The sequence below is a fragment of the Methylosinus sp. DMC45 genome, from assembly GCF_056313885.1.
The window spans coordinates 1-22,162 of record NZ_JBQUZK010000061.1; the positions used below are offsets into that span (position 1 = coordinate 1).

The 22,162-nt window shown below is 63.0% G+C and carries 8 protein-coding genes; all 8 read left to right on the forward strand.

The window, feature by feature from the left end; genetic code table 11:
* Nucleotides 1–156 precede the first annotated feature (156 nt).
* The 8 genes from ACT53T_RS22865 to ACT53T_RS22900 all read left to right on the forward strand — a co-directional run bounded on the left by ACT53T_RS22865 (nt 157) and on the right by ACT53T_RS22900 (nt 22,154).
* Nucleotides 157–513 (forward strand): hypothetical protein, encoded by a 357-nt coding sequence (locus tag ACT53T_RS22865; RefSeq protein ID WP_476162996.1) that lies wholly within the window; start codon nt 157–159, stop codon nt 511–513.
* Nucleotides 510–710: a hypothetical protein gene (locus tag ACT53T_RS22870; RefSeq protein WP_476162997.1), complete on the forward strand. Its 201-nt coding sequence runs from the start codon at nt 510–512 to the stop codon at nt 708–710. Before ACT53T_RS22865 ends, ACT53T_RS22870 begins: the two co-directional genes overlap by 4 nt.
* A 372-nt stretch (nt 711–1,082) precedes the next feature.
* Nucleotides 1,083–2,474 carry a diaminobutyrate--2-oxoglutarate transaminase gene (locus ACT53T_RS22875; RefSeq protein WP_476162998.1) on the forward strand — a complete coding sequence of 464 codons (1,392 nt, stop codon included), beginning with the start codon at nt 1,083–1,085 and terminating at the stop codon, nt 2,472–2,474.
* A 10-nt stretch (nt 2,475–2,484) separates the two neighbouring features.
* The gene (locus ACT53T_RS22880; RefSeq protein ID WP_476162999.1) at nt 2,485–2,709 is read left to right on the forward strand and encodes an MbtH family protein; all 225 of its coding nucleotides are present in this window, start codon (nt 2,485–2,487) and stop codon (nt 2,707–2,709) included.
* Between the two features lie 136 nt (nt 2,710–2,845).
* Nucleotides 2,846–3,742 (forward strand): cupin-like domain-containing protein, encoded by an 897-nt coding sequence (locus ACT53T_RS22885; protein WP_476163000.1) that lies wholly within the window; start codon nt 2,846–2,848, stop codon nt 3,740–3,742.
* A gap of 40 nt (nt 3,743–3,782) precedes the next feature.
* The gene (locus ACT53T_RS22890; protein WP_476163001.1) at nt 3,783–13,853 is read left to right on the forward strand and encodes an amino acid adenylation domain-containing protein; all 10,071 of its coding nucleotides are present in this window, start codon (nt 3,783–3,785) and stop codon (nt 13,851–13,853) included.
* A 49-nt stretch (nt 13,854–13,902) separates the two neighbouring features.
* The gene (locus tag ACT53T_RS22895; RefSeq protein WP_476163002.1) at nt 13,903–14,961 is read left to right on the forward strand and encodes a TauD/TfdA family dioxygenase; all 1,059 of its coding nucleotides are present in this window, start codon (nt 13,903–13,905) and stop codon (nt 14,959–14,961) included.
* The gene (locus ACT53T_RS22900; RefSeq protein WP_476163003.1) at nt 14,961–22,154 is read left to right on the forward strand and encodes an amino acid adenylation domain-containing protein; all 7,194 of its coding nucleotides are present in this window, start codon (nt 14,961–14,963) and stop codon (nt 22,152–22,154) included. Before ACT53T_RS22895 ends, ACT53T_RS22900 begins: the two co-directional genes overlap by 1 nt.
* The last annotated feature ends 8 nt before the right edge of the window (nt 22,155–22,162 follow it).

The following is a 22,162-nucleotide window of genomic DNA, read 5'->3' on the forward strand; positions in this document are numbered from 1 at the left end:
TTGTAGCTCACGGGCAACGGTCTCATGGCTTGAAGATCGCCCCACTTGGCTTACCCACCCGTTAATGTGACATCGCCGATTCCTGACAGTCCCGATGTCGAGCGCGCATGGCATGCCGAAGGAGCCACGATCGCTACGCGCAAACGAATCGTTCGCATGCTGATCGAAGAGATCATTGTGCGGATAGAAGAGGACAGCCTCGATCTCGTCATAAGGTGGGCGGGCGACGATCACACAGCGTTGCGCATGCGCAAGAACCGAACAGGACAGCACCGCTTGAGCGTCGACGCCGATGTAGTGGAGCTGGTGCGGTCCCTGGCCCGTCAGACTTCCGACCCTACGATCGCGGCCATCCTCAACCGCGCGGGGATGACGACGGCAAGGGCAATTCCTGGACCCGTTCCCATGTCGCTACCCTGCGCAATCACAACAACATCGCTGTCTATTGCGAAGGGGAGCGTGCGGAGCGCGGCGAGTCAACGCTCGATGAAGCTGCCGAAGCGCTCAACGTGAGTCCTTCGACTGTCCGTCGTTTGATCGCTGACGGCGTGCTTCCCGCGAGTCAGCACTGCAAGGGCGCTCCTTTCGTGATCGCCACCGCGGACTTACGCCGGGCAGAAGTCGTCAAAGAGGCCGACGCACGAAGACAACGGACCTCGCGCCCCCCGTCGTCTGAAAATCAGTCAAGCTTACCCTTGAGCTTTCAATAAGATAGAGAGATGAGCATTTTGACGTGGACTCGGGTCCCCCGACCAGGACGGCGTTATGCGCATCCTCGAGGAACTCGCAGCGATGACCCGAGGCGATGTCGCCTTCGCGCCTTCCGTGATCAGCAGCTGCGCCTCGAATTGCGACGGCGCGCGTCGCCGTTCGCCCATTTGGTCGCCGACCGAATTTTTTTTGGCATCTTCCGCCGATGATGAACGTCTAGGGATTCGAGAACGAGATTTGAATCGCGTCGCGCCGAGCAATGCCGCTATCGGCATCGCCGAAAAAGGGATTTTTGGGCAATGTCGTCAGGATCGTTGCGTTCGGACACGAATGTTTCAGGCGCGAGCCCAGTCGGGAGCGAGATAGGCCTCTTGGACGCGCTGAAATCGGGGAACCCAGATGGGATCGGCGCGAACGCGGCATGGCGTCCGTTCTATGCCACTTTCGGAAATGCTTATCTCGGCCGGCAGGAAGCAATCGAATCCAATGCGCGGACATATCCGCGTCGGCTTCCGCTGGCTCTAAAGTCAGGCCGTGGCGTGAGGGTCCGGGACGTCGAAGGGCGGGAATATATCGATTGTCTGGCGGGCGCCGGGGCCCTGGCCCTCGGTCACAATCATGCGGCTGTCGTCGAAGCGGTTCGAGCTGCTTTGAGAGAGGAAGTCCCATTTCAGACTCTCGATCTGCCGACGCCGCTCAAGGATCGGTTCATCAGCGATCTTTTCGATAGCCTGCCGCCCGAATTCGAAAAAAATTTCAAGATCCAGTTTTGCGGGCCATCGGGCGCGGACGGCGTCGAGGCCGCGTTGAAGCTCGTTAAAACGGCGACCCAGCGTAGAGGAATCGTCGCCTTTCATGGCGCGTATCACGGCATGACTCACGGCGCGTTGAGCATCAGCGGTGAAAGCGTGCCGAAAGTCGCGCTCAGCGGATTGTCCGCCGAGGTTCAATTTCTCCCTTTCCCCTCCGATTACCATTGTCCATTCGGGATGGGCGGCGCCGCAGGCGTGGATTTGGGCGTGCGATATATCGAGACGATGCTCGACGACCCCAATAGCGGCGTGCTGCTTCCGGCAGGAATGATCGTCGAGGTCGTGCAGGGCGAGGGCGGCGTCAATCCGGCTCCCGACGAGTGGTTGCGCAAAATTCGCGTTTTGACCAAGCGTCGAGGCATTCCGCTCATCATTGACGAGGTGCAGACCGGCCTCGGGCGAACGGGACGCCTCTACGCTTTCGAGCATGCGGGCGTTACGCCCGACGTGCTCGTCTTGTCAAAGGCGATCGGCGGTGGTCTCCCGTTGTCGGTCGTCGTCTACCATCGCGATCTCGACGATTGGAAGCCGGGTGCGCACGCCGGAACGTTTCGCGGCAATCAGCTCGCCTTCGCGACCGGCGCAGCGACGATCCGCGAGGTCTGCGAGGGCCGGTTGGACGTCCATGCGGCGGAAATGGGTCGAACGCTGAAGGCGGCGCTCGAAGGCGTAGCGGCGGACGCGCCCTGCATCGGAGACGTTCGCGGGCGCGGCTTGATGATCGGCGTCGAGATCGTCGACAGGGATGCGTTCGGCGTTCCGCTGCCCTTTCCCGAGCTCGCTCGCCAGATCCAGCATGAATGTCTGCGTCGGGGGCTGATCCTCGAATTGGGTGGACGGCATGGAGCTGTGGTGCGCTTTCTGCCGCCGCTGATCGTGACGGCAATAGATGTCGACGCGATCGTCGATCGCTTTAGAGAGGCAGTGAGAGCCGCGGAAGCAATTCGATAGGGAGGCCGTCATGGCTTGGGACGAAGACGAAAGCGCAATCTATAGGGTCGTCGTCAATCACGAAGAGCAATATTCGATCTGGCCGGACTATAAGTCAGTTCCGCAAGGTTGGCGTGCTGTCGACAAAATTGGCCCCAAAGCCGAATGTCTCGCTTACATCAGCGAGGTCTGGACCGATATGCGCCCTCTCAGCCTCCGCAAGCAAATGGAAGAAGCCGAGTCACGAAGCTTCTGATCGATCTGTCGAGCGCCGCGCGGAGAACGCTGTCTCTTATGCGCCGTCTCATAGGACTGCCAAAGATAGACTTTGCTGACACGGTCGCGTCGCACGATGCATTTTTCTGCGTTTCGACACTATGGCGGAAGGCGTTATGTCAGTGGGATTCCAGATCGATCGCTTGGATCATCTATCGCCTGAAGATTTCTTCGAGCATTACGTTCGTCTGCGACGTCCTGTCGTCGTTTGCGGCGGATTGAGCGGCTGCCCCGCCCAAAGACTCTGGAACCTGAACTATCTTCGGCAGCATTCGGGCGATCGGAGCTTTATCCTCAAGCAGTGGGGGGATGCGGGAATCCGTCTCAGCCAAACGCGACTCGCGGATTACGTAGATCGTCTCACGTCATTCGAGGCTCGGCGGGCGAAGGACGATGCGACGACGGAGCAGATGCCGGCCTATCTTCACGATGTGCCGTTGACGAGCATATTGCCGCGAGCCGCCGCCGACCTGCAGCATTTTCCCGTCGACTTTTTTCCACGCTGGTATGGGCGCGAGTGGATAAATTTCGCTCAGCTTTTCCTCGGCCCGTCTGGAAGCGTGACGCCTCTGCATTTCGATTGTCTCATGACCCATAACTTGTTTTTCCAGGTGATGGGCAGGAAGAGATTCACCCTGATTCCCCATGAGCAGATCGAATATTGTTACCCCTACAGTTGGCGATGGTGCGAGGTCGACGTCGAAAATCCCGACTATGACCGGCATCCGCTCTATCGGATGGCCAGTCCGACGGAAGTCGTGGTCGACGCCGGCGATATCTTATATCTGCCGCCCGGCACTCTTCATTACGTGCGTAGTCTCGACTGCGCTCTCTCCTTCAACGTGGATTGGCATACGAAAGACAGCGCATTGCAGGGGACGCTGGGCTTCATGCGTGGAATGCCGCCAAAGAACGTCTACTATAATGCGATCATCGCATTCGGATTATGGAGTGGCGTCTCTACGAGGCGACTGTTGCCGTACTATCGATCCTATCTGAACTACGTCTCTTGAGACACACGGCTCGCACCGGCCGCAAGAGGAAGCAACGACCATGACCTCGACGCTCGAGCATATCCACACCGAAGAATGGTCGCTGGAGAATGTGAAAGATCTGGTGTCGCTGCTGCGCACGCGCGCTGGCTCGCAGCCGACTGCGACCGCTTATGTCTTTCTCCAAGATGGGCAGAGTGAGAGTGCTCGGCTGACCTTTTCCGAACTCGATCGTCGCGCGAAATCGATCGCCGCCCATCTTCAGCGACACGATTTGGAGGGGAAGCGCGCTCTGCTTCTCTACCCGCCGGGGCTCGACTATATCGAAGCATTTTTCGGATGTCTCTACGCCGGCGTCGTCGCCGTGCCGGCTTATCCTCCGTCAGGGCGCCATCTCCATAGGCTCGAGGCGATTTTCTCCGACGCGACCCCGGCATCGATCATGACGACCGCGGCTCTGCGCGATCGGTACGGCGTCGAGGCGGAAGAGCGGTTGCGCTTCGGCGAACTCTGTTGGACGGCGACGGACCGCATCGATGGAGGAGAAGGGGATTGGCGGCCTGCCGCGGTCGATCCAGATCATCTCGCGTTCCTGCAATATACGTCAGGCTCGACCGACGACCCTCGCGGCGTCATGGTCAGCCACGCCAATCTGATCGCTAATCAAGCGTTGATCAGAGAGAGTTTTCGCCATAGCGAGCGATCGACGCTCGTGGGATGGCTGCCGCTCTATCACGACATGGGGTTGATCGGGAACATCCTGCAGCCGCTCTACGTCGGCGCCACAGCGATTTTGATGTCGCCAATGGCCTTCCTCGAAAAGCCGATCCGCTGGCTGCGCGCCATTTCGACCTATCGCGCCCATACGAGCGGCGGCCCGAATTTCGCCTATGATCTCTGCGCCCGCAAGATCACGGCGGAAGAGAAGCGCGGACTCGATTTGAGCTGCTGGACGATCGCCTTCAGCGGCGCAGAGCCTGTGAGGGCAGCGACGCTCGATCGCTTCGTCGCGGCATTCGCAGATTGCGGCTTCGAGCGAGACAGCTTCTTTCCGTGCTACGGATTGGCCGAGGCGACCTTGGTTGCGACCGCCCCGACGGATCGCCGCCCTCCGGTCGTCCGGCATATGGATCGCACGGAGCTCGAAGCCAATCGCGCCGTGGAGGCGAAGCGCGAGGATGCAGTCTCCGTCATCGGCTGCGGCCGCGTCTGGCCGAAACACGAAATATCCATCGTCGATCCACAAACCAAGACGCTTCGCGCGGAGGGGACGATCGGCGAGATCTGGGTGGCCGGGCCCAATGTGGCGCGAGGCTATTGGAATCGACCCGACGCGACAGAAAACACGTTTCGCGCACGACTTGCCGGCGACGAAACGAAGCGCTTCATGCGAACGGGCGACCTCGGATTTCTCGATCGAGGCGAGCTCTACGTCACCGGACGGTTGAAGGACCTCATCATCATCGGCGGGCGAAATTGCTATCCGCAAGATTTCGAGAGCGTGATCGACGATGAAGTTGAAGAGGCGCGGCCCGGCTGTAGCGCGGCCTTTTCGGTGACGAAGGACGAGCAGGAGGAACTGATCCTGGTCGTGGAGCCGCAGCGCTCGCAATTGTCGACGCTACGCGATGGCGGAGGGCAGGGGCTGTTTCGCAAGATTCGCGACCGCTTGGCGAATGCATGTGACGTCGCGATCGCCGAGATCGTATTGGTTCAGCCCGGCTCCGTTCCCAAAACGTCGAGCGGCAAGATTCGCCGTGCCGAATGTCGACGAAGCTATCTCGAGGGCGAGCTCCAGATTTTGGCGCGGACAGGCGAGACGCGGGGAGCGATCGAGGTGCGACAGCGTGCGGCGACGTCGAGCGCGACGAGCGCCGACTCGCTGTTGCGGGACGCGATTTCACTGCTCCCCGCCGAGCAAAAGGAAGCGCTCGTCGCCCGTTTCCTCCTCTCTTCCGCGGCCAAGCTGTTGCGCATTCCGGAAAGCGACTTGCACGCGGACACGCAGGTGATGCGCAGTGGGCTCGATTCATTGCGCATCGTCGAGCTCAAACATGCGATCGATACGCTGCTCGGCGCCGACGTTCCGCTTTCCCTGCTATTTTCGGAGAAGACATTCGCGGAAGCGGCGCATGCGCTCTGCGCTGAACAGGGGGGCGAGGCGGCGCCGGCCGAGGCCGATGGCGCCGACGATTCCAGCCTGTCGCACACGCAACGCGCCATGTGGGTCGTCGATCGATTGGAATCGAACATCGCCTATAATCTGCACCTCGCGCTGGAAATCGGCGGGCGGTTGGATGTCGAGGCGCTGAAATCCTCCTTCGCCGGAGTCTTGGAGCGGCATCCGATTCTGCGCAGCGTCTACCGTCGGGACGGAGATAATTTGATTCGATCGGCGAAATTGCACAATACGGATGCGTGCTTCTCGATCATCGATGCGACCTCGAGGACGCGCGAGCACCTGCCGGAGGAGATGGGGGCGCAGGCCGCGCGTCCCTTCGACCTTTCCTCGGGCCCGCTGATGCGAGCGATATTGTATCGTCACGGCGATGATCGCGCGACATTGTTGTTCTGCGCGCATCACATCGCACTGGACCTGTGGTCGCTGCTGATCGTTCTGGACGAGATGCGGATCGCCTATGAGGTTGTTCGCTCTGGACGAAGAGCGGAACTACCAGCGCCGGCGTCGAACTACGGCGATTTCATCGCGTGGCAACGGCGCTATCTCGCGAGCGCAGCGGCCGAGACGGATTGGGCCTATTGGCGAGATCGGCTTTCGGGCGAGCTTCCGGTATTGGATCTTCCGTTGGATCGCCCCCGAACGTCCGAACCTTCCTATATCGGTTCGAGCGCGCTCGTTCGGCTCGAGGCGAAGCCGACGGCCGCTTTGCGGAATCTGGCGCGATCGAACGGCGCCACGCTGTTTTCCGTGTTGCTCGCGGCCTATAAGGTGGTTCTCTATCGCTATTCGCACCAGTCGGAGCTGGTCGTCGGGACGGCGAGCAGCGGCCGTAGCCAGGGCCGCTTCAAGGCCGTGGTCGGGAATTTCGTCAATCCCTTGGCTTTGCGGACCCGGATCACACCGGACAAGCGCTTCGTAGATTATTTGCGCGACGTTCACTGCGTCGTCGTCGAAGCGCTCGCGCATCAGGATTTTCCGTTCTCGGAGCTTGTCGAACGTCTGAAGCCGGAACGCGTCGCCGGCCAATGGCCAATTTTCCAGACGTGGTTCGCGCTTCAGCAGGCGCAGACGGACGTCGACGCCGGCTATGCAGAGCTCGCGCTCGGCGAAGCGAGCGGGCCGCTCGCCTGGGACGAGGTGACGATCTCCGGCTCTCCGATCGACGATCGGATCGAGCGTTTCGATCTCAAGCTGATGGCCGCCGAGTCCGGAGACGGGCTCGCGCTGTCCTTCCAATATCGACGAGACCTCTTCGACGATACGACCATCGCTCGCCTCGCCGGATGTTTCGAGACGCTGCTCGACGCGATCCTGGCCGCGCCGGATACGCGCATCGGCGAGCTTCCACTCCTCACGCCAGGGCAGTCTAGGCGGCAGGTCGAGCTGGCCCAATCGAGCGAATCGGGGCGCCCGAGCGAAGATTGGAACATCTGCCGGCTGGTCTCTGCGTGGGCGGAAAAGACGCCGCATGCGATCGCCGTCGTCGGCGACGGAAGCCACGTCACCTATTCCGAATTGGAGGCTCGGGCCAATTGGCTGGCGCATATCCTTCGCAGCAGGGGCGTAGATCGCAACGGGCCGGTCGGTGTCTGCGTCACGCGCTCGGCGGAGACAATCGTCGCGATCGTCGCGGTTCTGAAAGCCGGCGGCGCCTATATTCCACTCGACCCGGATCTTCCCCCGGCGCGTATAGACCGGATGCTCGCCGATGCGGGAGCACGCGCGCTGCTCTGCCGTCGGAACTGGTTCGAGCGGTCGAAGATCGAGTTCGAGGCCGCCGTATTTCTCGATGATTGTGAGGCGGAGGACGCCGCGCAGCCGAATGTCGCGCCGACGGTCGTCACGCATCCGCTCGATCTCGCTTATGTCATTTTCACCTCTGGCTCCTCCGGCTTGCCGAAAGGCGTCGCGATCGCCCATGAGAGCCTCGCCAATTACACGCATGCGCTTCTCTCGCGACTCGGCGATGAAAACGGTCTTCATTTCGCGCTGGTTTCGACGCTCGCCGCGGATCTCGGCCATTCCGTCGTCTTCCCGTCTTTGGCGAGCGGCGGCTGCCTGCATGTGCTGAGCTATGACGAGGCGACCGATCCTCGGGCGTTCTCGGCCTATCTCGCCGACAATCCGATCGATGTGCTGAAGATCGTGCCGTCCCATTATCGCGCGTTGCTGCCGCCGGTCGAAGGCCAGGATTCGCTGCCTCGCAAGGCGCTGATCTTCGGTGGCGAAGCCTTGCCGCCGCAATTGGCGAAGCGGCTTCTGGCGGCGGGATCGTCGTGTCGACTGTTCAACCACTATGGTCCGACGGAAACGACCGTCGGCGCGCTCATGCTGCCGATGAGCGGAGGGGCGCTGGATCGTGCCGGAGTCGCGAGCGCGCCGATCGGCAGGCCGATCGGCAATATGAGGGTTCATATACTCGGCCCAGATCTGATGCCGTCGCCGCCGGGGGCAAACGGAGAGATTTGTCTGAGCGGGCCGGGCGTCGCGCGTGGCTATATCGGCCGGCCCGATCTGACGGCGGAGCGTTTTATTCCAGATCCCTTCGGAGCTCCCGGCGATCGCTCGTATAGGACCGGCGACCTCGGCCGCATGGATGACGACGGCGTTGTGACCTTCCTGGGCCGCATCGATCAGCAGGTCAAGATTCGCGGCTATCGGATCGAGCTCGGCGAGATCGAGGCGCGCCTGCGCGAGCATCCCGAGGTGGGCCAGGCGGCGGCGGCGCCGTTTCGCGACGGATCCGGGCGCAGCCGGCTCGCGGCCTATGTCGTCGGCCGCGGGACGGAGCTTCCCGTTGACGCGTTGCGCGCTCATCTGCAAAGGACATTGCCGGATTACATGATCCCCTCGGCCTTCGTCCCGCTCGATGCGCTGCCGGTCACGTCGAACGGCAAGATCGATCGCAAGCGCCTCCCTGTCCCCACGGAAGAATTCGCGTCCGCGGGCGCCTATCGCGCGCCGCGTAACGACATCGAGGGCAAGCTCGCCGGCGTCTACGCCGATCTCCTCGGACTGGAGCGAGTCGGGATCGACGACAACTTCTTCGCTCTGGGTGGCGATTCGATCCTGAGCATTCAGGCCGCCAGTCGTGCTCACGCGATCGGTCTCGCCGTCACGCCGCGTCAGATTTTCCAATATCAGAGCATCGCAGAACTGGCGCCGGCGCTCGCACCGCAGCGAGGCGTCAACGCTTCCGTTTCCGACCGGTCCTTTTCCGACGCGAGCGTCGTCGCGGAGGAGTCCGCGACGTTGCTCGATCGTCGCGAGCTCGACGAAGCCGGCGTCCACGCGACGATGATCGAAAACGTCTATCCTTTGACGCCGCTGCAGGAAGGATTGCTGTTTCACACATTGTCCCGGCCCAATTCCGGCGTCTATGTGATGCAGCATCGCTATTGGATCGAAGGCGACGTAGATGTCGAGATTTTCCAGCGCGCATGGCAGGCGATCGTCGACGCCCATCCTATTTTTCGAACGTCGTTCGTCTGGGAGCATTCGACTTCCTCGAGGCAAATCGTTCATCGGCGCATCGCGCTTCCCTTCGATTATTGGGATTGGCGGATGCTGGACGGCGCAGAGCAGGAAGCTCGACTGAACGATATTCTGGCGCAGGAGCGATCGAATGGATTCGATCTTCGCCGCGCGCCGCTGGCTCGAATTCGGCTCTTCCAGCTGGCGGATCGCCGTTATCTGCTGGTTCGCAGCCATCACCACATCCTCTTCGACGCATGGTGCACGTCGCTCATTCTAAAGGAGCTTCGTTCGAACTATGAGGCTCTGATCGAAGGCGGCCTTCCACCAGAGCAGAAGCAGCGTGGCTTCCAGGACTATATCGATTGGCTGCAGAAGCAAGATTCCGCTGCCGCCGAGCCGTTCTGGCGAGATTATCTCGCAGGCTTCGACGAGCCGACGCCGTTCTTTGCGAGCCGCGCGAGCGGCGGCGGCGCGCCGGAGGCGGAAGCGGAAGCGGTCGACGATATCGTCGAGCTTCTTTCCGAAGAAGATACGGCGCAATTGAAGCAGCTCGCGCAGCGCTTTCGCGTGACTGTGAACAGTTTCGCGCAAGCGGCTGTCGCGCTGCTTCTCGCGCATTATACCAATCGCGCAGAGGTCGTGTTCGGCGTCACGGTTTCGGGGCGTCCCGCGGATCTTCCGCAGGTCGAGTCGATTCTCGGCCTATTCATCAATGGCCTACCGCTGCGCGTCGCAATCGACGCGAGCCAGTCATTGATGTCGTTCCTGCAAAATGTGCTCGAGCAAAACTACGCGATCAGGGATTATGAATATGTATCGCTCACGCAAGTCCAGGATTGGAGCGAGATCCGGCGCGGGACAGACCTGTTCCAATATCTGCTGACCTTCGAAAATGCGCCGGTCGATCCAGAGCTGCTGCAGGCCGGCGGACGCTGGCGGTTCACCGACTGCTGGCACCGCACCCACACCAACTATCCGATCACCTTCGTCGTCATTCCCGGAACGCGCCTCCATCTGCAGGTCACTTACGCCTGTGGCCGCATCGAGGCCGATGCGGCGAAGCGGCTTCTTCGCCACTATCGCCTCCTCCTCGAGGATATGATCCGTCATCCAGACGCGCGGCTCGGGGAGTTTAAATTGCTCGACGGCGACGAGCGGCGCCAGCTGCTCGAGGGCTGGAACGAGACTGGGCGTTTGTTTGCCGAACCACGCGACATTCTCGGGCGCTTCAGGGAGCAGGTCGGACGACGGCCCGATTCCATCGCTGCGCGTTGCGAGGGCGCGACATTGACCTATTCCGAGCTCGATCGGCGCTCGGAACATGTCGCCTTCGGCTTGATTGCCGAAGGCGTGAGGCCAGACGACATCGTCGCGCTGCTCGACGAGCGCGGTCTCGATTTTCTGGTGATGATCCTCGCCGTATTCAAAGCAGGCGCCGGCTATCTTCCCCTCGATCCGGCCTATCCCGACGGGCGCATCGCTCGAATTCTCGACGAGGCGAAGACCGCGTGGCTGCTCGTCGGGAAGACTTACGGCCAACGCGCCGAATGCGTGATCGCGGTCGCCGAGACATCCAGTCCGCGTGTGATGATGCGCGCGGCGCTGGAGGCGAATGGGGCCCGATGCGCTCGCTCGCTTCCGCGCGTGGAGCAAAGAAATCTCGCCTTCGTGATCTATACCTCGGGCTCCACCGGCAAGCCGAAAGGCGCCGTCGTCGAGCATGCGGGGATGTTCAACAATCTCATCACCAAGGAGGCGGCGCTCGGCCTCACCGCGGCCGACGCTATCGCGCAGACTGCGTCGCAATGTTTCGACATATCGGTCTGGCAATTCTTGACAGCGCTGGCTCTGGGGGCGCGGGTCGAGATTTTCCGTGACGATATTTCCCGCGATCCGCAGAGGCTGTCGGCGGCGATCGAGGCGAACGGCGTCACCATTCTCGAAACGGTGCCGTCGATGATTCGCGCATTGCTCGATGCGACCGAGACGGGGAGAGAGCTCGCCAGTCTACGATGGCTGATGCCGTGCGGCGAGGCGTTCGCGCCCGAGCTCTGCCGGCGCTTCATGCAGCGCTATCCGAATGTGCGTCTGTTGAACGCCTATGGTCCGGCCGAATGTTCTGACGATGTGTCCTATCATCCGATCGAGACGCCGCCGCAGGGCGACGATCTCAGCGTTCCCATCGGGCGGCCGGTGGACAACACGCGGCTCTATATTCTCGATCGGTGGCTCGAGCCGGCGCCGATCGGCGCGATCGGCGAAATATGCGTGGCGGGCGTCCAGGTCGGGCGCGGCTACTTGAACCGGCCCGACCTCACCGCCGCGGCCTTCGTCCCAGACCCGTTCGGCCTGGGTGGCGGCAGGATGTATCGCACGGGCGATCTCGGCCGTTATCGGGCGGACGGCGTCATCGAATTTCTCGGTCGTGCGGACCATCAGGTCAAGATCAGAGGCAATCGCATCGAGCTCGGCGAGATCGAGGCGCGCCTGCTGACGTGTCCCGACGTCCAGCAAGCCTGCGTCGTGACGCAGGAGGTCTCCAAAGGGGTCCACAGGCTCGTCGCCTATGTCGTGGTCGGGGCCGACGACTTCGCGTCGGAGACGATCCGCCGACATTTGCGGCATGCTCTCCCGGACTATATGACACCCGAGATATTCATGCGCCTCGACGCGTTGCCGCTTTCGGCAAATGGGAAAGTCGATCGCAAGGCGCTGCCGACGCCGCAACTCGACGCCGCATCGTCGCAGCGTTACGTCGCTCCCGCGGGGCCGACCCAAGAAACGATCGCGCAGATCTGGATGGAGATCCTGGAGGCGCCGCGCGTCGGCGCCAATGACAATTTCTTCGAGCTCGGCGGACATTCTTTGGTCGCCGCCCGCATCGTCTCCCGCATTCGCTCGGCTCTTTCCGTCGAAATTCCGCTCGGCCTGCTGCTCGAAACCGCCGACCTCGCCGAGCTGGCGGCGCGCGTCGACGAAGCTCGCGGTCATCCGTCGACGAGAGCGAAAGCGCGAACTCCATCGACAATCCGCGACGGCGTCATACCATTATCCAACGCCCAGAAAAGACTGTGGTTCATGCAGAAGATGGAGCCGACGAGCACTGCCTACCACTTCGCCCTCGCCGCCCACGTCGCTGGTCCTCTGGACGATGACTTGTTAGAACAGAGCATTAATGCGGTTATCGGACGTCACGAGTCGCTTCGCACAGTGTTCGTGGAGGCGGGAGAGGAGGCGCGGCAGGAGATTCTGCCGGCCTCGCCAGTGAGGCTAAGTCGCGAAGCCGTCGAGAGTAGCGCCGAAGATATGGCGGCGAGCGAACTGCGGAAACGGATCCACGAATTCGTCGCGATGCCGTTCGATCTGGAGTGCGGTCCGCTCGTCAGGGCCGCATCTTATCGAATTGCCGTGGGCGACGGCCTCGCGCGCAGGACCGGCGCGATCGCTCTCTGTTTCCATCACATAATTTTCGACGGTTGGTCGTTCGGCATTTTTCTGAGGGAGTTCGCGGCGCATTATTCCGCCCTTCGCGACGGCCGTGAGCGGGAGCTGCCCCTGCCTGCGGGGCAATACGCCGATTACACGGCGTGGAGCAACGAGCAGATGCGCGACGGCGGCCACGAGCGCCAGCTCGCCTATTGGACAGACCATTTGAAAGGCGCGCCCGCTGTCCTCGATCTGCCGACCGACCATCCGCGCAGCGACGCCGCCACCGGCGTCGCCGGCTCTCATGCGATCGATCTGAGCGAATTGCGGGCGCCGGTGGAGGCGTTCGGTCGACAACGTGCGGTCACGCCGTTCATGACGGTCCTGTCGGGTTTCGCCGTGCTGCTCGAATTTCTGAGCGGACGATCCGACATCGTCATCGGCGCGGATGTCGCCAATCGCCCGAGAAGCGAGTTCGAATCCTCGATCGGGTTCTTCGTCAATCAGGTCGCCCTCCGGCTGAGATTGGACGGCGTCCCGAGCTTCGACGAGCTCGTCGGTCGGGCGCGCGAGGTCACGCTCTCGGCCTACGATAATCAGAGCTTTCCGTTCGACAGGCTGGTCGAGGCGCTTCGTCCGCAACGGGATCGAACCCGCTCGCCGATCTTCCAGGTGAAATTGGCCTTTCACAACGTGCCGCTAGCGGAACTCGACATCGAGGATCTGCAATTCGAGCAGATTCCACTCGAAACGAACCATGTCGAACTGGACCTCGTGCTGCATATCTACGAGCGGCAGGGTTCTTTGCGTGTGGTGTTCGAATATCGGAGGGAATTGTTCGACGACGTCACGATCAAACGCTACGCCGTGCTCTTTCGCGCGCTGCTCGGCCGCGCGCTGGCGGAGCCGGATATTTCGCTCGGCGCATTGCTCGACATCGTCTCGGAAGCCGATCGAACCATTCGAGATGCGGCTCGATCGGAGCAGCTCGCGCAGCGCAGCGATCATTTGCGTGCGGCCAAGCGAAGAAGCTCGGCCGGCGCGTAGAGCGCCATTGGTGATTTTCGGATGTTTCGACCCTTTGAACGAGGCGAAGATGAGCGTGATCGGAAACACTTCTCCACTCGGCCAGATTCGACGACGCGGCGTCGCTCTTCAGGCGGAAAAGGTCACGCGGCGCGGAGTGCTCCTGGGCTCGGAGCGTTGCCCGCTGGTGATCGAAGCCCAGGTCGAGAAGCTGCGCCTCTCGGACTGGGCGGCTGATCGAGGCGAGGAACTGGAAGGGCTCGCGGCGCGACACGGCGCTGTGCTCCTTCGCGGATTCGTCATCGCGGATTTGGCCGATTTCGAAGATTGCGTCGCAAAGATCTGCGGCGGAGCGCTCGAATATCGTTTTCGCGCCTCGCCCCGCTCCGAGGTCGGCCGCCACGTCTATACGTCGACCAATTATCCGGCAGACGAGAGCATTTTCCTTCACAATGAGCATTCTTATTCGCCGATCTGCCCGAATTATCTGGTCCTCTATTGCGAAACGCCGGCGAGCGAGGGCGGGGAGACGCCGATCGGCGACAATCGCGAGATCACCGAGCGCATCGATCCGAGAGTGAGAGACCGATTCCTGCGTCGCGGCGTGCTTTACGTGCGCAATTATGGCGTGGGATTCGGATTGCCTTGGCCGACGGTGTTTCAAACAGATGACCGCGCCGAGGTCGAGCGCTACTGCGCGAGCGTCGGCGTCGAGTGGGAATGGAAGTCGAACGACAGATTATGCACGCGTCAGGTCGGGCCGGCGATGATTCGGCATCCGCGCACCAATGAACATGTCTGGTTCAATCACGCGACGTTTTTCCATGTGACGACGCTTCCCGCCCAAGTGAGAGATTCGGTTCTCGCGGAATTCGACGAGAGCGACCTTCCGACTCAGACGTACTACGGCGACGGAGCGTCGATCGAGGCCGAGGTTCTCGAACATTTGCGCGACGTCTATCGCGCGTCGACCCGCACCTTCGCTTGGCGCAGCGGCGACGTGCTGCTCGTGGACAATATTCTCACGGTGCATGGGCGAAGACCTTATTCTGGCTTCCGGCGCGTTCTGTTGGCCATGGCGCGGGCGTTCAGTCCATTGGATCACGCGATCGGCTCGGGAGCGGCGTGATGGAGAACGAACAGACGATCGGATATCGCTTGTCGCAACAGCAGGAACGGCTTTGGCGATCACTGCGGCGCAGCGGCGGCGAGGTCGTGCCTTTGCGGGCGCGTATCCGCTTGGATGGCGCCCTGGACATTGAACGGCTGCAGACCGTCTTCGATCGAATCGTGCGCCGGCACGAGGCGCTGCGCACGCGGATCGAGCTGTTGCCAGGGACGACGCAGCCGGTTCAGGTGATCGACGAGACAGGCGCGACATTAGGCCTGCGCGATCTCGAGGCTTTGTCGGGCGACGCCGCGGCCGAGCTCGCCGACATCGAAAGCGAGCGTCGATTCGAACACCTCGAAGGGGCGCCGCTGTACGCCGAGCTGGTTCGCTCGCATTTCGATCGGCACGATCTGCTGATCGCGGCGTCGCCGTTTTGCGCGGACGACGTGAGCTTACGCAATATCATGCGCGAGCTCGCCGCGGGCTACGGCGCGCCGAACAGCGGTCCGTCTTCGACGACGGAGCCCGTGCAATATGCCGACTATGCGGCCTGGCAGGAGGACCTTCTCGCAACGGGCTCCGCCTCCGCCGCAGAATATTGGCGCCGGCACGAGGCGTCGGCGTCGTCGCCCGCGCCTTTGGCCCTCGAGAATACGACAATCGGCGGCGGATTTGATCCGGCGATGGCGACGCGGCTTCTGTCGCCCACCCAGCTTCAGTCCGCCGACGCCGTTGCGCGACGATACAACCTCTCGATCGAGGCGATATTGCTGGCTTGCTGGGCGGCGCTGCTACATCGGCATTCGCGCTCGCTCGAAATCGATCTTCGGCTTGCCCGAGATGGTCGCAGCGAGCCAGTGGCGGATGCGGTCGGCTCCTATCGTCTTTGCCTGCCGTTGCGCGTGAGCGTGCAGCCGGGCGAAGCTTTCACAGATTTCGCCGAGAGGCTGCGCGGCGCACTGAGCGATCACTCGCATTGGCAGGATTACGCGCCGAATGTGGCCGGTTCGACCGGCTGGCCCGACCGCTCTTTCGGCTTCGGCTATGAGACGATCGACGGCCTGCTGCTTATGCGTGGCGTTTCGATGACGAGCGAGTCGAGCCGTTCCATTCCTGAGCCATTCGGTCTTCACCTTCGATGCCGCGCCGACAGCGACCGAGTCTCTGTCGAGCTCCATTATGATCGCTCGCTATACGCGCGGGTCGCCGTCGACCGACTTATCGCGCAATGGACGAGCTTGCTCGACGACGCTCTGAGCGCGCCCGAGACGCCGATCGAACGCCTGAACCTGCTCGGTGCGGACGAACGGCGCATTCTGGAGTCGCAATGGAGCGTTCCAGAGGCGGCGTATCGCGATGGAGGGCGTCTACACGACCTGTTCCAGTCGCAGCTCGCGAAGACGCCCGATGCGACGGCGGTCGTGTTCGGCGAACAGTCTCTGAGCTATTCGGAACTCGGCGCCAGAGCAGATCAGCTCGCGTATCGCTTGCGCGAATTCGGCGTCGGACCCGAGTCTGTCGTGGGCGTCTATCTCGAGCGTTCGATCGAGATGGTGGTCGCGCTCCTCGCCATCCTTGAGGCCGGCGGCGCCTATTTGCCGCTCGATCCAGAATATCCAGACGATCGAATCGCTTTTATGATCGATGACGCGCATCCATTGCTGGCGCTGACTCGCGAGGGGCTGCGAGAGCGGCTGACGAAATCCGTCGCCGTGCGTTGCCTGGACGCCGACTGGGCTTGGAGCGAGAGCCTGAGCGCGAGCGGCAACCTTCCGTCTGCGTATGTCGATCCGCAAAATCTCGCCTATGTGATCTACACCTCCGGCTCGACCGGAAAGCCGAAAGGCGTGGCGATCACTCACGAGACCGCCTGGCGATCGACGTCGGCGCGACTTCGATATTACCGAGAGCCGGTGCGCGGGTTCTTGCTGCTCTCGTCCTTCGCCTTCGACAGTTCGGTCGCGGGATTGTTCTGGACGCTCGGTGGAGGCGGCGTGCTTTGTCTGCCGACGGACGACGAACTCCAGGACGTCGCGGGTCTGGCGCGCCTCGTCGAGCGACGCAGCCTTTCGCATCTGCTTTGTCTGCCGTCGCTCTATGCTCTGCTGATCGAGCAGGAGCCCGCTTCCCTGCGCAGCCTGCGCGTGGCGATCGTCGCGGGAGAAACATGCCCGACGAGCGTGCCCTCGGCGCATCACGAGCGCCTCCCCGGCGCGCGTCTCCACAACGAATACGGCCCGACCGAAGGGACCGTATGGAGCACGGCGGCGGAACTCGTGGCTGGACAATCGGCGCTCCGGCCGGCGTCCATCGGCCGGCCGATCGAGGGGGTGCGCGCGCTTCTCCTGGACAACAAGCTGGAGCCGGCTCCGGTCGGCGTCGCCGGGGAGCTGTTCATCGGCGGCGGAGGGCTGGCGCGGGGCTATCTCGGGCGGCCGGGCCTCACGGCGGAGCGCTTCATTCCCGACCCGCTGGGCGGAAACGGCGAGCGGCTGTACCGAACAGGCGATCTGGCGCGTTATCGGGCGGACGGCGACATCGACTTCCTCGGGCGGATCGACCATCAGGTGAAAATCCGCGGCTTTCGCGTCGAGCTCGGCGAGATCGAGGCGCAGATATCGCGAATTGCGGGCGTGCGCGCCGCCGTCGTCGCGGCGCGTGAGGATGCGCCGGGCGACACGCGGCTCGTTGCGTATGTGGTGCGCGAGAAGCCTGGAGAGCCGGCGGAGCCGCATCTGCGGTCGGCGCTGGCGCAGCAGCTTCCCGATTACATGATTCCGTCGGCGTTCGTGTCCCTCGACTCGTTGCCGACGAATTCGAACGGCAAGATCGATCGCAAAGCTCTACCGGCGCCCGATCTCGCGAGGCAGGCCGAGCGCCGATATGTCGCGCCGCGGACGGCGGTCGAGGCGACCCTCTGCCGGGTTTGGGCGGAGGTTCTCGAACTCGAACGAGTTGGCGTCGAGGATAATTTTTTCGAGCTCGGCGGTCATTCTCTGCTGGCGATGAAGCTGGTCGAACGCCTGCGTCGCCATGGAGTCAAGACCGACGCGCGGCGGCTGTTCGCCGAACCGACGCCGGCGAGACTGGCCGCCGCGGTGGGGAGCGGCGCGGAGATCGCGGCGCCGGCAAATCTCATCCCCGAGGGCTGCGATCGGATTGTTCCCGAGATGCTGTCGCTCGCGAGTCTGGAGCAGGCCGATATAGACCTCATCGTCGGCGGCGTGCCGGGCGGCGCATCGAATGTGCAAGACATCTATCCCTTGGGGCCGCTGCAGGAAGGGATCCTGTTTCACCATCTGTTTGCGACCCGAGGAGACCCCTATCTCGCCAACGCCCTATTGGCTTTCGACACGCGCTCTCGTCTCGATGCTTTCGTCACGTCGCTGCAAGCGGTGATTGCGAGGCACGACATCTTGCGCACGTCGATCGCCTGGGAAGGATTGGCGGAGCCGATGCAGGTCGTGTGGCGCAGAGCGCCGATGGAGATCGACGAGGCCTTTGTCGATCCTGGCGATGGCGACGTCGCAGAGCAATTGCGGATGCGCTTCGATCCGCGGCGCTATCGGATCGATCTCACGCGCGCGCCCCTTTTGCGTGGTTTCATTGCCGACGATCCCGACGAAGGCCGATGGCTGCTGTTGATCCTCGCGCATCATCTCGTGCTGGATCACGCGACGCTGGAAATATGCGTGCGGGAGGCGAGGGCGCATTTTCTCGGCGAGGCCGAACGCCTTCCCGCGCCGTCGCCGTACCGCGGGTTCATAGCGCAGGCGCGCCTCGGGGTGAGCCGCTCGGAGCACGAGGCCTTCTTCACCGCGATGCTCGGGGATGTGACCGAGCCGACGGCGCCTTTCGGCTTGATGGACGTCCAGGGCGATGGCTCCGACATAAGAGAAGCTCGTCTCGAGCTCGGTGCGACCTTGGCGCGGCGTGTTCGCGAACGGGCGCGGACGTTCGGCGTGAATGCGGCGAGCCTATGTCATCTCGCCTGGGCCTCGACACTGGCGCGCGCTTGCGGGCGCGACGACGTGGTGTTCGGGACGGTGCTGTTCGGGCGCATGCAGGGCGGCGCGGAGGCTGGCCTGGCGCTCGGATTATTCATCAACACGCTGCCGCTGCGCGTCCGCCTCAGCGGTGGAAGCGTAGCGGAGGCGCTGCGAGGCGTGCATGGATTGCTGACGGAAATGCTGAGGCACGAACATGCGTCTCTCGCCTTGGCGCAACGCTGCAGCGGCGTCGCGCCTCCGACGCCGCTGTTCTCGGCCTTGCTCAACTATCGTCACAGCGCCGCCTCGGAGGCCTCCGGCGGCCATATGGCGAGCTGGGAGGGGGTGACGACGATCTATGCCGAAGAGCGCACGAACTATCCGCTCACAATGTCGGTGGACGAGTTCAGAGATGGATTCCAGCTGACGGCGCAGACGCAGAGCGGGATCGATCCAGAGCGCGTCTGTCGTTTCCTGCGCGTGGCGCTGGAGCGGCTGGTCGATGCGCTCGAGACGACGCCGGATGCGGATATTCGGTCGATCGACGTTCTGCCTCGAAGCGAGGGGCGTCGCCTGCTGTTCGACTGGAACGCGACGGCGGCTGCTTACTCGGAGGGGCGCTGCATTCATCACCTGTTCGAAGAGCAGGCGGCGCGCACGCCGGACGCGGTCGCGGTCCGGTTCGCCGACGAGAGCCTTACCTATGGGCAATTGCGTCGTCGCGCCCGAGGGTTGGCGCGGGTTCTGAGCGAGAAGGGCGTCGGGCCCGACGTCATCGTCGGCGTCTGCATGGAGCGCTCCTCGGAAATGGTCGTGGCGCTGCTCGGCGTCCTCGCGGCTGGGGGCGCCTATCTACCTCTCGACCCGGACGATCCGACCGAGCGTCTGGCGCATATGATCGATGATGCGCGACCGAGGCTGGTTCTGACGCAAGAGCGCCTGCGCGCGCGCCTGCCCGGCGGTATCGGAACGCTGACGATCGAGCGGAATGCGACGTTCGACGAGGCCGTCGACGGCGGGCCGAGCGCGCATGTTCTGCCTCGCAATCTAGCGTATGTGATCTACACGTCCGGCTCCACGGGAAAGCCGAAGGGCGTCGCCGTCGAGCATGGCGGGGTCGTGAACCGTTTGGAATGGATGCAGGCGCGCTATGGTCTGTCGGCGTCGGACGTCGTTCTGCAGAAGACGCCGTGCGGATTCGACGTGTCGGTGTGGGAGTTTTTCTGGCCGCTCTGCGTCGGCGCGCGGCTCGCGCTGGCGCCTCCGGGCGCCCATCGCGATCCAGAAGCCTTGCAGGAGCTCATCGATCGAGAAGGCGTGACGACGGCGCATTTCGTGCCTTCGATGTTGCAGGCGTTCCTGGACGTCGGCGACCCTTCGGCCTGCGGCATGTTACGCCGCGTCATCTGCAGCGGCGAAGCGTTGTCCGCCGAGTTGCGGGATCGTTTCTACCGCGCCGGCGGCGGAGCCGAGCTGCATAATCTCTATGGTCCCACAGAGGCGTCGATCGATGTGACGGCTCATGCATGCCCTCGAGACGAAGCGGAGAAGCGCGTGCCGATCGGCCGCCCGATCTCGAATATGCGGATATTTCTGCTCGACGGGAATGTGGAGCCGGCGCCGGTCGGGGTGGCCGGCGAACTCTGCATCGGCGGCGTCGGTTTGGCGCGCGGCTATCTCGGCCGCGCCGGCCTGACGGCCGAGCGGTTCATCCCGGACCCGTTCGGCGGAGACGGGGAGAGGCTGTATCGCACAGGCGATCTGGCTCGCTATCGCGAGGATGGTGAGATCGAATATCTCGGCCGGATCGATCATCAGGTGAAGATCCGGGGCGTCCGCGTCGAGCTCGGCGAGGTCGAGGCGGCGCTCTGCCGAATTGCGGGCGTTCGCGCCGCGGTGACGGTCGTTCGGGAGGACAGTCCGGGCGACAAGCGTCTGGTCGCTTATGTTGTCGCCGAAGCGCAGGCCGATTTGGCGGTCGCGCAAATTCGCGCGTCGTTGGAGAAAGAGCTGCCCGACTATATGATCCCGTCGGCCGTCGTATGGTTGGACGCCTTGCCGCTCACCGCCAATGGCAAGGTCGACCGAAAAAAGCTTCCGCCGCCGTGCTGCGATCTGCAGACGCAGACCGGCCGCGTCGCGCCGCGATCCGTCGCCGAATGGATCATCCTGCGGGAGTTCAAAGACGTTCTGGGAACAGAATCGCTCGGCGTCGACGACGACTTCTTTCGTTCCGGCGGCAATTCCCTGTCGGGGGTCAGGCTCGTCGAACGCCTCCGCAGAAGCTTGAGCAGCGGTCTCCCGGTCAAGGCGATCTTCCAGGCGCCGACAGCCGCGCAGCTCGCGGACTGGATCTCGAGCGAAACGGATCGGGGTCGCTCTCCGCTGGTCCTCTTGCGGCGCGGCCCGGAGGGCGTTCCGCCTCTGTATTGCATCCATCCGAGCGGCGGAACGCTGATCCGTTATCGGGCTCTCGCGGATGCGCTCGGCTCGCGTTCGGTCTATGGAATTCAGTCGCGGACGCTGCTGGATCCGAGCTATCGAGCCGACTCGATCGACGATATGGCGACCGACTATGTCGAGCTCATTCGCCGTCATCGGCCGCATGGCCCGTATCTGCTGCTGGGTTGGAGCATGGGCGGCTTCATTGCGGCGGCCGTGGCCGCTCTCCTCGAAAAACAAGGGGAACGCGTCGCCTTCCTCGGGCTCTTGGACCCGCGCGCCGCCTCGGACGACATCCGACCGTCGGCGACGGCGCTGGATTATGTCGAGCAATTCACGGCGATGGAAGGGCGGACGGCGGATGAGGCGCTCGGCGCGTCCGAGCGCGAGCATCTCGTGCGGGTCTCGGGCGCAATGTCCGAGCGAGAGCGCTTCGCCTATGCGGCGCTGTGGGGAATGGAGCGAGGGCTATGGAGGGACGTCTCGACCGATCTGATCGACTTCCTCTATGCGGAGGCGAAGAACGCCAGCAGATTAATGCGCGACATGCGCATTCCGAGCGTTCGCGCTCCGCTGCATGTCTGGTGGGCCGAGCGGACCGCCGATGGCGAGAACGCGCAGCGCTTCGACTGGCGCGCGTCCTCGACCGGCTCCGCCGTGACGCACACGATCGATGTCGGCCATAACGAAATCGTCGACGACGCCGGCGTCATCGCGCAGATCGAGCGCCTCCTGCAAGCCGCGACAGAGCGCTCCGACGCAGAGCGAGTCCCAGCGTAGAAAATTGG

Coding starts and splice junctions, on each gene's coding strand:
- ACT53T_RS22895 (WP_476163002.1), top strand. CDS start 13,903: ATGAGCGTGATCGGAAACACTTCTCCACTCGGCCAGATTCGACGACGC.
- ACT53T_RS22900 (WP_476163003.1), top strand. CDS start 14,961: ATGGAGAACGAACAGACGATCGGATATCGCTTGTCGCAACAGCAGGAA.
- ACT53T_RS22890 (WP_476163001.1), top strand. CDS start 3,783: ATGACCTCGACGCTCGAGCATATCCACACCGAAGAATGGTCGCTGGAG.
- ACT53T_RS22880 (WP_476162999.1), top strand. CDS start 2,485: ATGGCTTGGGACGAAGACGAAAGCGCAATCTATAGGGTCGTCGTCAAT.
- ACT53T_RS22865 (WP_476162996.1), top strand. CDS start 157: ATGCTGATCGAAGAGATCATTGTGCGGATAGAAGAGGACAGCCTCGAT.
- ACT53T_RS22885 (WP_476163000.1), top strand. CDS start 2,846: ATGTCAGTGGGATTCCAGATCGATCGCTTGGATCATCTATCGCCTGAA.